Below are 13,791 nucleotides of genomic sequence, written 5' to 3'. Positions count from 1 at the left end.
TTCCTGCCTTCGCAGGAACGACGTTGTTTTGGGAACGTCGTTTTCGCTAACAATAGCCATTCCTGCCACGCACTCCCCTTCACAGGTTAGAATCCTCCCAGCAGCAAAAAATTACCGCACAGCAAGGGAGCGACCACCATGGCCATGGAACGCCTGTTCCAATTGATGAAGGAAAAGAACGCGTCCGACATGTTCTTCGCGGTCAATTCCCCAGTTCACATCAAAATCAACGGCAACCTGATCCCGATCAACCAGCACAAGCTGGAGCCGGAAAACATCGATTCCCTGCTGTCCGAAATCGCCACGCCCGAGCAGATGGCCGACCTTGCGCGCGACAACGAACTCAACATGGGCATCTCGGTGCCCAACCTGGGCCGCTTCCGCTTGTCGGCCTTCCGCCAGCGCGGCACCGTCTCGGCCGTGTTCCGCTTCGTGCCGGCCAGCATCCCGCCCCTCGGCGAACTCGGCCTGCCGCCGGTGCTGTCCGAGCTGATCATGGAAAAGCGCGGCCTGCTGCTGATCGTAGGCGCCACCGGCTCCGGCAAGTCGACCACCATCGCCTCGATGCTCGACCACCGCAACGAACAGCGCTCCGGCCACATCCTGACGCTGGAAGACCCGATCGAATACCTGTTCAAGAACAAGAAATCGATCGTCAACCAGCGGGAAATCGGCAGCGACGCCGCCAGCTTCGACATCGCGCTGCGCAACTCGATGCGCCAGGCGCCGGACTGCATCCTGATCGGCGAGATCCGCGACAAGGACACCATGGCCGCCGCCCTCGCCTACGCCCAGTCCGGCCACCTGGTGCTGGCGACGCTGCACGCCAACAACAGCTACAACGCGCTGAACCGCATCATCAGCTTCTACCCGATCGAAAACCGCCCGGCCCTGCTGCAGGACCTGTCGTCCGCCGTGAAGGCGATCGTCTCGCAGCGCCTGGTGCGTGCCAAGGCTGGCGGGCGGCGCCAGGCCGCGGTCGAGATCATGGTCAACACGCGCTACGTTGCCGACCTGATCGAAAAGGGCGACATCGGCCAGATCAAGGAAGCGATGGACAAGAGCCTGTCGCCGGGTTCGCAGTCCTTCGAGAAGGCGCTGCTGGAGCTGGTGCAGGCCGACCTGATCACCCAGGACGAGGCGCTGGCGAATGCCGATTCGGCGACCAACCTGCTGTGGCTGATCAATAACGGGCCGGACAGCCAGACGGCCAAGGCCGAGGAACCCGCCAAACCGGCCGAGCCGCCGGCCGGGCCGTCATTCACCGAGTTCACGCTGGACAATTGAGGCAGGGGCCGTGCATCAAGCCTGAATCAGGTTCAGCTCGCATGTCCTGAGGCGGCGGCCGCCGACCGACAGGCTTCCCTTGCCCTGGTAGGACGTGGTTCCCAACGGGAAGTCGCCGCCGATTTCCAGCCGCCACGGCCGCGCCGGCGCACCGATACGGTGTCCCGTTCCCTGCAGTTCGAGGTGGCCATTCATGGCCAGGCCCGACAGGTTTTCCACCACTGCTGCCGTGCGGCGGTGCAGGCTGACCACGCTGTCCTTGATGTCCACTGCGAAGCGCGCTTCGTAGGCATCGGCGTGTGCGCTGCGGTCGGCACGTGCGCTGCAGGTCATGACGCCTTGCCATGCGCCTTCGCTGCCGGCCCGGGCCTGGGCCTGGACCTGGACGGGCATCGGCACCCGTACCGGCACTGGTGCCGGCGCCTGCACCGGTGCCGGTGCCGACACCGCCACGGGTGCCGCTAGCGGCGCCGGCCTCGCTGCAGCCGGCGCCGCTACCGGCATGCCGACCGGTCCCTGCAAGGCCAGCATGTCGCGTCCGAAGCTGTCGGCGCAGGTCCGGGCATATGTGGCATTGATCGATTTCAGGCGTGCGGCGTTCAGGGCCAGCATCTCGTCGAAGGTCGGGGCCTGGGCGTTCGATTCCGGAAGCTGCTTGCAGAATGCCTCCGCAACGACGGTCCCGGCAGCGACGTCGATCAGGCGGGCCTTCGCGGTGTACATGACCTGGTAATGGGTCCAGTCGGTCGGGAAATACATCATCTGCCACATCAGGGTGCGCACATCCAGCACATAGCGTGCCTTGCCCCTGGCGAGCCCGGCGATGCGCGCCGGATCTTCGCTATCGATGCGTACGGGCGACGCGACGGCCTGCATGCCGTGCGACGACTGCATGGCACCCAGCAGCGCGTCCGCGATCGCGACGGCAGGGTCGGCGATATGGTTGGTGGCCACCGTCTTGTTTCCTTCGGAGATCGTCGCCACTGCACCGAGCAGGCCAAACGGGGCTTTCGCCGGCGTCAACTCGCCGAAATCCGGCATGTCGCACGCGGTGCGCAGCACGCTCTGGTTGCGCACCGCACTCAGGGCTTGGGCATCGATCGTCTTCGTTGTCGTTGATACGCATCCCGACACCAGTGTGGCCGTTGCGATGAGTAGAATCCATGTCTTCATTACCGTCTCCAAGTGCGGCATGCGGATGCCTGGGATCAACGAATAGATTACGCAATACACAACATATTGTCCACGGGAAATCCATTTTTTGTCTTTTTCCAGGCGACCGCCCGGCCTCGGAAACCATTGCTAAACTATCCGCTGGAGATAGCGGCCTGTGCTATCCTTCGCGCCTTATTTATCAGCAACACCTGCGGTCACCGCGGCCGACACAGCGATTCAGTTCATGAAAACAACCCTCTACGGTATTCCCAACTGCGACACCGTCAAAAAAGCGCGCACCTGGCTGGCCGACAACGGCCACGCCTTCGACTTCCACGACTTCAAGAAGCAGGGCCTGGACCGCGCCACGGTCGCCGGCTGGCTCGAACAGCTCGACTGGGAAACCCTGGTCAACCGCAAGGGCACGACCTGGCGCAAGCTGTCCGACGAGCGCCGTGCAGCCATCGTCGATCAAGCCAGCGCGCTCGAGCTGATGCTGGAAAACCCGTCCGTGATCAAGCGCCCGGTGCTGGTTGGCAGCGGTCCGCTGTCGGTCGGGTTCTCGGCCGACCAGTACGCAGCCAAGTTCGGAGGCCAGTCATGAAAGCATCGCGCACCCAGGAACTGACCGAAGAGCTGATCGCGCTCGATTCCGTCACCCCGCAGGACAAGGGCTGCCAGCAGCGCCTGATCGAACTGCTCGAACCGCTCGGCTTCCAATGCGAGACCATCGCCTCGAACGGCGTGACCAACCTGTGGGCACGGCGCGGCACCGAGGCGCCGCTGTTCGTGTTCGCCGGCCACACCGACGTGGTGCCGTCCGGCCCGGTCGAGCAGTGGCACTCCGCCCCGTTCACCCCGACCCGGCGCGACGGCAAGCTGTATGGCCGCGGCGCCTCCGACATGAAGACCTCGATCGCCGCCTTCGTGGTCGCGGTCGAGGAATTCGTGGCCGAGCATGCCGGCCATGCCGGCTCGATCGCCCTGCTCATCACCAGCGACGAGGAAGGCCCGGCCGTGGACGGTACCGTGGTCGTGTGCGAGATGCTGGAAGAGCGCGGCGAAAAGCTCGACTATTGCCTGGTCGGCGAGCCGACCTCCAGCCACGTGCTGGGCGACATGATCAAGAACGGCCGCCGCGGCTCGCTGTCGGGCTGCCTGGTCGTCAAAGGCGTGCAGGGCCACATCGCCTACCCGCACCTGGCGCGCAATCCGATCCACCAGGCGGCGCCGGCGCTGGCCGAGCTGGCTGCCGAAAAATGGGACGACGGTAACGAGTACTTCCCGCCGACCAGCTGGCAGGTATCGAACATCGCGGCCGGCACCGGCGCCACCAACGTCATCCCGGGCCAGCTGAAGATCGACTTCAACTTCCGCTTCTCGACCGCCAGCACCGCCGACGGGCTGGAAGCGCGCGTCCATGCGATCCTCGACAAGCACGGCCTCGACTACGACCTCAAATGGACGCTGTCGGGACAGCCCTTCCTGACCCCGAAGGGCACGCTGTCGGATGCGATCTGCGGCAGCATCCGCGACGAACTGGGCGTGGTGACCGAGCTGTCGACCACCGGCGGGACCTCGGACGGGCGCTTCATCGCCCGCATCTGCCCCCAGGTGATAGAATTCGGGCCACCCAACGCCAGCATCCACAAGATCGACGAGCACATCGAACTGCGCTACATCGACCCGCTCAAGAACATCTACCGCCGCACGCTGGAACGCCTGCTGGCGGCCACGCCGGCAGCCAGTGCAGCCGCAGTCAGCGCTTAATTAGGGATACGACATGACCACGACGAATTTTTCCACGCCGCGCGACCTGCTGCGCTACGCCGTCACCCGCTTCAACGCCGCCAAGCTGTTCTTCGGCCACGGCAGTGCCGAAGCCTTCGACGAAGCCGCCTACCTGATCCTGCATACGCTGAAGCTGCCGCTCGACAAGCTGGACCCTTTCCTGGATGCGCGCCTGCTGCAGGACGAGGTGCTGCAGGTGCTGGCCGTGATCGAACGCCGCGTCAACGAGCGCGTGCCGGCCGCCTACATCACCAATGAAGCCTGGCTGGGCAGCTACAACTTCTACGTCGACGAGCGCGTGCTGGTGCCGCGTTCCTTCATCGCCGAGCTGATCCCGAACCAGTTCAGCCCGTGGATCGCCGATCCGGACGGCGTCGAGAACGTGCTCGAGCTGTGCACCGGCTCCGGCTGCCTGGCGATCATGCTGGCCGACGCCTTCCCGAACGCGGTGGTCGACGCCATCGACATTTCGAAGGATGCCCTGGCCGTGGCCGAGCGCAACATCCGCGACTACAAGCTGGAAGGCCGCGTGAACCCGGTCGAGTCCGACCTGTACGAAAACGTGCCGTTCAAGAAGTACGACCTGATCGTCACCAACCCGCCGTACGTGAACTCGGATTCGATGGGCAAGCTGCCGCCGGAATACCTGCGCGAGCCGCAGATCGCCCTGGCCGGCGGCACCGATGGCATGGACCTGGTGCGCAAGATCGTCGACGGCGCCGCCGAGCGCCTGACGCCGGAAGGCGTGCTCGTGGTCGAGATCGGCAACGAGCGCGAATTCGCGGAAGCGGCGTTCGGGGCGCTGGGGCTGACCTGGCTGACCACGAGTGCCGGGGACGATACGGTATTCCTGCTGACCGCCGACCAACTGGCAAAATAAGTTTGCTCAAAAACCGTCGCCCCTGCGGAGGCTGGGGCGACGGCTCATACGATAACCTGGTTTTCACATGATCCGATTCTCCAACGTCAGCCTCATGCGCGGCACCAAGCCGCTGCTCCAGGATGCCGACCTCACCCTCAACCCTGGCGACAAGATCGGCCTGATCGGTGCCAACGGCGCCGGCAAATCCAGCCTGTTTGGCATGTTGAGGGGCGAACTCCATCCGGACCAGGGGTCGATCGACTTCCCGCAGCGCTGGCGCATGGCTTACGTGGCCCAGGAAACGCCTGCACTGGATCGTCCGGCGCTCGAGTACGCGATCGACGGCGACGTCAACCTGCGCAAGCTGCAGGCCGAACTGGAACGGGTCGAAGCGCTGGAATACACGGAAGAAAACGGCATCGCACTCGGCGAGATCCACGGCCAGCTGGCCGACGCCGACGCCTACACCGTGCAGTCGCGCGGCGAGCAGCTGTTGCTGGGCCTGGGCTTCACGCTGGCCCAGATGCAGCAGCCGGTGGCCAGCTTCTCGGGCGGCTGGCGCATGCGCCTGAACCTGGCCCAGGCCCTGATGTGCCCTTCCGACCTGCTGCTGCTGGACGAGCCGACCAACCACCTGGACCTGGACGCGATCATCTGGCTGGAAGACTGGCTGAAGCGTTATCCAGGGACCCTGATCATCATCTCCCACGACCGCGACTTCCTCGATGAAGTCGTGAACGTGGTGGTGCACATCGAGGACCGCAAGCTGAAACGCTACTCGGGCAACTACAGCGGCTTCGAGCGCCAGCGCGCCGCCGCCCTGGTGCTGGCCGCCGCCGCCTTCGAGAAGCAGCAGCGCACCCGTGCCCACCTGCAGTCGTTCGTGGACCGCTTCAAGGCCCAGGCGACCAAGGCACGCCAGGCCCAGAGCCGGATGAAGGCACTGGCCCGGATGGAAGAGCTGGCACCGCTGCGCGCCGCCGCCGAGTTCTCGTTCGAGTTCCGCGACCCGGTGTCGGCACCGAATCCGCTGCTGGTACTGGACGGCGTCGATGCCGGCTACCCGATCGTGGACGAGCACGGCGACAAGGTCGATACCAAGACCATCGTCCACGGCATCAATTTTTCGCTGCAGATCGGCCAGCGCATCGGCCTGCTGGGCGTGAACGGCGCCGGCAAATCCACGCTGATCAAGACCGTGGCCGGCGAACTGGCGCCGCTCGCCGGCGAATCCACCCTCGGCAAGGGCCTGGTGGTCGGCTACTTCGCCCAGCACCAGGTCGAGATGCTGCGTCACGACGAATCGCCGCTGTGGCACATGCAGAAGATCGCGCCGACCGTGCGCGACCAGGAACTGCGCAACTTCCTGGGCGGCTTCAACTTCCCCGGCGACATGGTGACCAGCCCGATCCGGCCCTTCTCCGGCGGCGAAAAGGCGCGCCTGGCGCTGGCACTGATCGTGTGGCAGCGCCCCAACCTGCTGCTGCTGGATGAACCGACCAACCACCTGGATCTGGAAACGCGCGAAGCGCTGACGCTGGCCCTGGCCCAGTTCGAGGGCACGCTGGTGGTGGTGTCCCACGACCGCCACCTGCTGCGCGCCACCACCGACGAGTTCATCATCGTGGCCGATGGCCGCCTGCAACCCTTCGACGGCGACCTGGACGACTACAAGGACTGGCTGTTCAAGACCAAGCTGAAGACCGTCGAAGCCGGCAAGACCGCAGCCGCGCTGCCGGTCAAGGAACCCAAGGCAGCCGCCCCGGCGCCGGTGCCCTCGGCGCCGGTGCCCTCGGCGCCGGCCGCCCCATCGGCGCCGGTCGCGCCGGCCGACCGCAAGGAACAGAAGCGCCAGGATGCCGAGGAGCGCCAGCGCGTGGCGGGCTTGAAGAAACCGATCGAGAACCGCATCAAGCGCATCGAGGAGCAGATGGCCAAGCTGAACGCGAAAAAGGCGGATGTGGATGCACGGCTGCTGGAGCCGGGCATCTACGAGGCCGACAAGAAGGAGGCGCTGAAGAACCTGGTGGCGGACCAGGCCTTCCTGACGCGCGACCTGGGGAACCTGGAGAACGAGTGGCTGGAGTTGCAGGAGCAGCTCGAGGGCTTGATGGCTTAAACGCTGTATTCGCTACCGTTCAAACGTCGCCCCCGCGAAGGCGGAGGCGACGTGCTTGAGACGCGGGCCGCTTCACGCCACCTGCCGCGCCCCGTCCTTCCGCACCGACATCAAGCGATCGATATCGACCAGGATCAGGCGCCGTTCCCCCTTCTGTGCGATCCCGATCAGGTAATCGGCATCGATGCAGTCGGTGCCCGGCACCGGCGCGATCTGGTCCGGGTGCAGGGTCACGACGCCGGTCACGCCATCCACCACCATCCCCATCACGCAGCTGGTCAGGCGCAGGATGATCACGTCGGTCATCGGATCGGGCGCGTGCGGCGTGCTGCCGAAGGCGGCGCGCATGTCGACCAGGGGCATGATCACGCCGCGCGACACCGCCACGCCGCCAATGATCTCGCCGCTGGAAGCGAAGCGCTCGAGCGCCTTGAGCACACGCAGTTCCTGCACCTTGGCGAAGTCGAGTCCGTACTCCAGGCCGCCGAGCGTGAAGCTCAGGTACTGCGTCGCGCGCGTGCCGCCTTCGATTGCATTGCTGGTCATGTCGTGCATGGCGATTCTCTCCTAAGGGTCCCCCATGCTAAGATAAATGCCCTAAGGAAATCTTGAGTACAGTCAATTTTTCTAAATACATTCCTACCCGCGCGAATAGATTCCTACCCTTGCATTCAGGCGGCGTCGGCTTACAATAAAGACATCTAATAATTTCTAACATTAAAGGGACGCCGACAATGTTTCGGTGGCTGAAAAGGCTTTTTTCCCACTCTGCCGGACCACATGTGCCGCCGGCGCGCTCTCCCATTCCCACGCCTCCCGGTGTCCGCCGCAGCATTCCCGAAGACGACCCACCGGATGCCCCGCTGTCAGGCGCTGCCGCGCGCGAGGTCCAGCCGCCGGTCTCGTTCGAGCAGCTCGACCATATCAACGGGGCCTGGAACAGCTGGCTGTTCGACCGCCACGACCAGCGCGGCCTGGACATCAACGATACCGAGGCGCGCGTACTGGAATCGCTCGACACCATCCTGTCCTCGCAGCAGTCGGGGGCAGCACTGGTGCGGCGCATGCCCGGTCTGGTCCCGCAGCTTCTGCAAAGCCTGCGCAGCGACAGCTTCTCGGGCGCCGCGCTGTCGCGCACCATCTCGTCGGACGTGGTGCTGGTGGCGGCCGTGATCCGGCTCGCCAACAGCAGCCACCAGGGCGCCGCCAATGCGATCACGAGCGTCGAACACGCGGTGATCCTGATCGGCCAGGAGGGCCTGCGCCAGCTGATCACGACGGTGGCCTTCCGCCCCATCATCGACGTGAATTCCGGTTTCTATACGCGCCGGCTGGCGCCGCGCCTGTGGGAGCATGCGGAGCGCTGCGCGATCAGCGCGCGCCCGCTGGCGGCCGAGATGGGCATCGAACCCTTCGACGCCTTTTTGGCCGGGCTGCTGCACAACGTCGGCCTGATCGTCTCGCTGCGCCTGATGGACCAGATGGCGCGCGGCGAACGCCGGCTGGGCTCCGACATCTTCCTGGCCCAGCTGGGACGCGACACCCGCCGCCTGGCCTGCAGCATCGCGCGTGAATGGCATTTTCCCGAGACCGTGGTGCAGGCGCTGTCGGAACAGGGCGAGATGCGCAGAGGTGCCCGGATGTCGCCGCTCGGCCGCCTGCTCAAGCTCACCGACTACCTCGGCAAGGTGCGGCTGCTGGTGGAAAACGAGTTGCTGGACGAATCGAATCCGGAACTGTTCGCCGGATTGCCGCCGAATGCGGCGCAGTGCTATTCGGCACTGGCGGCGAGCCACGAACAGGCCGCCCCGGCCTGAGAGCCGCTCGCCGCCAATTCTCTTTTCGTGGCGAGCCGCGAACAGGCCGCCCCGGCCTGAGAGCCGCTCGCCGCCAATTCTCTTTTCGTGGCGAGCCGCGAACAGGCCGCACCGGCCTGAGAGCCAAGCACGGCAATTGCAGCGTTACCCTCAAGACCGTCGCCCCTGCGCAGGCAGGGGCCCAAGTTGTACGCGTAACGTTAGCGCCGGCAAACTTGGGCCCTGCCTCCGCAGGGGCGACGTCGTTCGATGGACGGTGCGAGCGCACCGAACCTCTTTATTTGAGGGCGCTGTCCGTCACCGCCAACTGCCGGTTCTGCGCATCCAGCCAAGCCTTCAGCGGCGCAAAGTAATCCAGCATCGCCGTTGCATCCATGCGCTCTTCCCCGGTCACCGCCTTCAAGGCTTCCGGCCACGGCTTGCTGGTGCCCATTGCCAGCATCTGCTGGAACCTGGCGCCGGCCTGCTTGTTGCCGTAGATCGAGCAGCGGTACAGCGGGCCGGTGTCGCCGGCTTCGCGGCACAGCGCGCGATGGAACTGGAACTGCAGCACGTGGGCCAGGAAATAGCGCGCGTACGGCGTGTCGCTGGCGACGTGGAACTTGGCGCCGGCGTCGAAGCCGCGCTCGCCGTCGATCGGCGCCGGACGCGCCACGCCCTGGTACTGCTCGGTCAGCGCCCACCAGGCCTTGTCATAGTCGGCCGGCTGGACCTGGCCGCCGTAGACCTGCCAGCGCCATTTGTCGACCTTGTAGGCAAACGGCATGAAGGCAACCTTCTGCAGCGCCGTGTACAGCAGCGGACCGATGTCCTGCGAAGGATCCGGCTCGTTCTTCATCAGGCCCACGCGCTTCAGGTAGGCCGGCGTGATCGAGAGCGCGACGGTATCGCCGATCGCTTCGTGGAAGCCATCGTTGGCGCCGTTCCTGAACAGCGGCGGCTGCACGTTGTAGGCGAGGTCGTAGTACAGGTGGCCGAGCTCGTGGTGGATGACGCGGAAGTCCTCGGCGGTCGGCGTGATGCACATCTTGACGCGCACGTCGTCCTTGCCGTCCAGGTCCCAGGCCGAAGCGTGGCAGACGACGTCGCGGTCGCGCGGCTTGGTCAGCAGCGAACGCTCCCAGAAGGTGGCGGGCAGTGCGCGCATGCCGAGCGAGGTATAGAAACCTTCGGCATAGCGCGTCATGTCGACCGCGCTGGTCTTGCGCTCTTCCAGGAGCGCGGTCAGGTCTTCGCTCTTTTCCAGGCCGGCGGGTTTCAGCAGCGGATACAGGTTATCCCAGCTCTGCGCCCACATATTGCCCAGCAGGTGGGCCGGGATCGGACCATCCGCCGGCACCGCGGCGGCGCCGTAGGCCTGGCGCAGCTTGTAGCGGGTGTAGGTGTGCAGCGAATCGTACAGCGGCTTGACCTGCTGCCACAGGCGCTCCATCTCGGCGGAGAAGGCTTCCGGCGGCATGTCGTAGAAAGAACGCCACAGCGCGCCGGTGTCGAGCGCGCCCATTGCGCGGGCGCCCTTGTTCGACACGGCGACGTACTTCGCATAATCCTGCTTGTAGGAAGGCGACTGGGCATGCCAGCCGAGCCAGACTTCCTTCAGGCGCGCCGGATCGCGGCTGGTGGCCAGCACTTTTTCCAGTTCGCCGAGCGGCATGCATGCCGGCCTGGCGGCGCCGGCGGCCGCCGGTGCCGGGGGACAGTACTTGGCCTTGCCGTAGGCGCCGGTCATGCCGGCCGCCAGCCGCGCGTAGCTGCTCCGGTCGGCGGCTTCCGGCAGCATCAGCGTGCGCTGCATCAGCAGCAGCTTGCGCGCGCTGGCTTGCGGCAGCTTCAGGTCCTTGAAGCGGCGTGCCTGCAGCGCCACTTCGCCGCTGAGGGTCAGGAACTGCTCGTTGGACTGGGCGGTCATCGTCTCGGTGTCGAGCGTGATGAAGTTCTCGGCCACCCATTCGGCGCGCTGGGCATCCAGGCCCAGACGCTCCAGGCGCTGCTCGGCGTCGAGGATGAAGCGCTCGGCCTCGGCAACGGTGGGTTTTGCAGCGGCCCTGGTGGCGGCAACGGCCGGCAAGGCAAATGCAGCACCGGCAAACAGGCCGGCAATCAAGGCAGGAATCAGGGCAACACCGGGGCGAATCTGAAGCATGGTCCTCACATCTCTCTTCTGTAGTAATGATTTATACGGTTTCCGCGGCGGCCGATTCGCTGTTCCAGGCAAAGCTGCCCGCCTGTCCGGCAAACAGCTGCGCACCACGCTGCGGCCCGCGCAGCCGCGCGCGGATCTCGCGCGGCGCCATCAGGTAGGGGCTGCCGCCGGTGGGGCTGAAGCCGAGCACGCTCACCTGGGTCTCGCCCCGCACGTGCTTCACCTCGACCTGGGCCACGCAGGCCGCATCCAGGCGCTGCGCCTCGAGGCCGGCCAGCATCTGCGCGCCCTTCTGCTGCTCGGCCTCGGCCGCCTTGACCCTGGCGGACGCATCGGCCACTTCCTTCAGCGCCGGCGCCACCTCCTGCGCCATGCGCTGGAACTGGTGCGCCTGCTCGGACGACAGGGTGATTTCCTTCTTGCGCACCCTGGACGCCACCATCAGGTAGCGGCGCACGTCGGGACGCCCGGCCAGGCGTGCCATCTCTTCCTTGTGGCGCGCCGCCAGTGCGCCGAACTGGGCGATGCGCTGCGACACCGCCGCGATCAGCTCGGCCACCGGCGGGCCTTCGGGCTGCAGCACGCATACCAGCATCTCGCCCTGCTTGCGCGGCGCGGCGCCGTCCACCGCCACGCGGCGGCCGGCGATGGCGCTGCCCTCGGCCTGCCCGACCGCGACTTCGTCGCCGATGATCTCGCAATTGACCGCGTGTGCGATGCGGACACGGGTGCCGGCTACGATGCAGTTCTCGGCGCGCTCCAGCACCACGACGCCGTCGAGCGCCTGGATCACGGCGCCGGAGGCCACGCCGCACACGCGGATGTCGCCACGCTTGCTGTGGGCGCTGCCGCCGACCAGGTTGGCGCGCAGCAGGATGCGGCCGCCGCGCGAAGCCAGGCGGCCATAGACGTCGCCGTGGACGGTGATGCCCTCGCCTTCGATCGTGCGGTTTTCCTGCACCTCGCCGAATTCTTCGTAGTCGCCGGTCAGCTGCAGGTTGCCGGTGGTGCGGGCGCTGACGCCGTCGCGGCTGACGATCTTGTCGCCGATCGACATCTGGCTGGTCTTGGCGTCCACCGACAGGAAGCCGGCGCGCTGCGCCACCAGGAATTCGCCGTCGCGGACACGTTCGACCCTGGTGCCGGCGCCGGCGTACGAAGCCAGGTCGGTATCGGCGCCGGGCGTGGCCGGCAGCCGGGTGCCGGACAGGTCGATGCCCTCGGTGCCGGCGCCGGCCGGGATCTTCTGCAGCAGGCGCACGCCGGCCTGGATCTGCGGGAAGCGGTTCTGGAAGCTGTTCAGGTCGAGACGGCCGTTGGCCAGCTGGCGCGGCGCATTGCTGCGGTGGATGTCGTCGGAGACTTCGACGATGCGGGCGTCGACGCCGGGCACCGGCTCGCGCCGCTGCGCGGCGACGAGGCGCTCGGCTTTCGGGGAAGCGATGGCGGCGCGCACGGCGGCGGCCTCGATGCCGAAGCGGACGCCCTTGAGCCAGAGGTCGGCGACGAATTCGTCGAAGTCGAGGCAGGTCGGCTCGCCCGGCGCATCAGGGTCGCCAGGATTGGGCAGCCAGACCGGCTCGACATAGTATTCGGCGCGCCCGCCGCCGAGCTTGAGCGGGCGGTACAGCGCACGGCGCGCCGGCGCGAACGGCCGGATGTCGGCGGCGATGCGGACCATGGCGGCAGCGCCGCCGACATCCGGTACGCCGTCGCTGAACAGGACCCGCTGGAAGGCGGGGTAATCGAGGCCGGCAAGCAGGCTGCCGCTGCGATAGAGTCCGTCGACGGCGTCGGCCAGCAACCTGGCCGCCACGGCGGGATCGGCATACACGCCATCGGCACGCTTGACGATGCAATGTTCAGGGGACACGGTAAGCTCCAGTCACGCAGGCAGGGTTTGGGCCAGGACAGAAGCTTGGTAGCGTATCACGTTGCTGACGATAAATAAATATCGATCAACAACGTTGTTTTAAAGGAACGGTAGAGCTGAAGCAGCCGTAAAAAACGGCCCTGAAAGGCCGTCTGGAGGGGGTGTCAGCGGCGGCGCTGGTACAGGTCCATGCCGGCTTCGTTGATCTGGCGGCGCAGGTCGCGCCGCTCGTCCGGCGTCAGGCGGCCGCTGCCACGGCGGCCGTCGTCGCGCGGACCCTGGCCGTATTGCTGCGCCTGCTGTTGCTGTTGCTGATATTGCTGCTGGGCGCGGCGCTGCTCTTCGTAGGCGCGCATCTCGGCGTCACGCTGGCCGCGGTCTTGCGGCGGCAGCGAAAAGCGCTCGCGCCCGCCCGGCTGGTGCTGCTGCTGCATGTCGTCGCGGCGGTCGCCGCCATATTGCTGTGCGAACGCGGTGCCGGCGCCGAGGACCAGAGCGCATGCCAGCGCACCGCGAAGGGCGACGCGCGCGATGCGCACTGCCTTCGTTGCTGCCTGGTTGTCGATGAACGCGCTATTCATTGGTGTTCCTCTTCCGCGATGCCAATTTAAAAGTTAAGCTGTACTGCGTAAAACGATGATGATAAGTCGTGATTCGATGAGGTCAGTTTATGTGTATTCCGCTGTGGGTATAAGCCCAAATGGGTAAAGTTTGTAACACAATGTAATGCCTCAACAGTAAGCC

Annotated in this window: 11 protein-coding genes; 6 read left to right on the top strand and 5 right to left on the bottom strand. The window is 65.9% G+C overall.

What is annotated here, in order from left to right; genetic code table 11:
* The first annotated feature begins 138 nt into the window (after positions 1-138).
* The gene (locus FBX97_RS17105) at positions 139-1,287 is read left to right on the top strand and encodes a PilT/PilU family type 4a pilus ATPase (protein WP_141833693.1); all 1,149 of its coding nucleotides are present in this window, start codon (positions 139-141) and stop codon (positions 1,285-1,287) included.
* A gap of 15 nt (positions 1,288-1,302) precedes the next feature.
* Here the strand turns inward: FBX97_RS17105 and FBX97_RS29620 are convergent, their stop codons facing one another.
* Positions 1,303-2,460 carry a hypothetical protein gene (locus FBX97_RS29620; protein ID WP_185748619.1) on the bottom strand — a complete coding sequence of 386 codons (1,158 nt, stop codon included), beginning with the start codon at positions 2,458-2,460 and terminating at the stop codon, positions 1,303-1,305.
* Between the two features lie 226 nt (positions 2,461-2,686).
* On the opposite strand from FBX97_RS29620, the gene FBX97_RS17095 reads away from it, so the two are divergent.
* The 4 genes from FBX97_RS17095 to FBX97_RS17080 all read left to right on the top strand — a co-directional run bounded on the left by FBX97_RS17095 (position 2,687) and on the right by FBX97_RS17080 (position 7,214).
* Positions 2,687-3,046, top strand: a complete 360-nt coding sequence (locus FBX97_RS17095) for an ArsC family reductase (RefSeq protein WP_141833690.1) — start codon at positions 2,687-2,689, stop codon at positions 3,044-3,046.
* Positions 3,043-4,212, top strand: a complete 1,170-nt coding sequence (gene dapE, locus FBX97_RS17090; protein WP_141833687.1) for a succinyl-diaminopimelate desuccinylase — start codon at positions 3,043-3,045, stop codon at positions 4,210-4,212. The genes FBX97_RS17095 and dapE overlap by 4 nt, the downstream gene beginning before the upstream one ends.
* A 13-nt stretch (positions 4,213-4,225) precedes the next feature.
* Entirely contained in the window at positions 4,226-5,113 is an 888-nt protein-coding gene (prmB, locus tag FBX97_RS17085; RefSeq protein WP_141833685.1) for a 50S ribosomal protein L3 N(5)-glutamine methyltransferase, read from the top strand.
* Between the two features lie 67 nt (positions 5,114-5,180).
* The gene (locus FBX97_RS17080) at positions 5,181-7,214 is read left to right on the top strand and encodes an ATP-binding cassette domain-containing protein (RefSeq protein WP_141833683.1); all 2,034 of its coding nucleotides are present in this window, start codon (positions 5,181-5,183) and stop codon (positions 7,212-7,214) included.
* Positions 7,215-7,286: 72 nt separating this feature from the next.
* On the opposite strand, the gene FBX97_RS17075 is transcribed toward FBX97_RS17080, so the two are convergent.
* Complete coding sequence (locus FBX97_RS17075) at positions 7,287-7,769, bottom strand: chemotaxis protein CheW (protein ID WP_255517502.1); 483 nt, start codon at positions 7,767-7,769, stop codon at positions 7,287-7,289.
* A 227-nt stretch (positions 7,770-7,996) separates the two neighbouring features.
* On the opposite strand from FBX97_RS17075, the gene FBX97_RS17070 reads away from it, so the two are divergent.
* Complete coding sequence (locus FBX97_RS17070; RefSeq protein WP_255517501.1) at positions 7,997-9,031, top strand: HDOD domain-containing protein; 1,035 nt, start codon at positions 7,997-7,999, stop codon at positions 9,029-9,031.
* Positions 9,032-9,308: 277 nt separating this feature from the next.
* Here FBX97_RS17070 and FBX97_RS17065 read toward each other — a convergent pair whose 3' ends face one another.
* The 3 genes from FBX97_RS17065 to FBX97_RS17055 all read right to left on the bottom strand — a co-directional run bounded on the left by FBX97_RS17065 (position 9,309) and on the right by FBX97_RS17055 (position 13,628).
* Positions 9,309-11,174, bottom strand: a complete 1,866-nt coding sequence (locus tag FBX97_RS17065; RefSeq protein WP_141833678.1) for a M2 family metallopeptidase — start codon at positions 11,172-11,174, stop codon at positions 9,309-9,311.
* Positions 11,175-11,205: 31 nt separating this feature from the next.
* The gene (locus FBX97_RS17060; RefSeq protein ID WP_255517500.1) at positions 11,206-13,047 is read right to left on the bottom strand and encodes a flagellar assembly protein A; all 1,842 of its coding nucleotides are present in this window, start codon (positions 13,045-13,047) and stop codon (positions 11,206-11,208) included.
* A 164-nt stretch (positions 13,048-13,211) separates the two neighbouring features.
* Positions 13,212-13,628, bottom strand: coding sequence for a hypothetical protein (locus FBX97_RS17055; protein WP_141833672.1), 417 nt, complete (start codon positions 13,626-13,628; stop codon positions 13,212-13,214).
* Between the last annotated feature and the right edge of the window lie 163 nt (positions 13,629-13,791).

Source organism: Herbaspirillum sp. SJZ107, from assembly GCF_006715485.1.
Lineage (GTDB): Bacteria > Pseudomonadota > Gammaproteobacteria > Burkholderiales > Burkholderiaceae_D > Telluria.
This window is presented reverse-complemented; position numbering and strand designations above follow the sequence as displayed.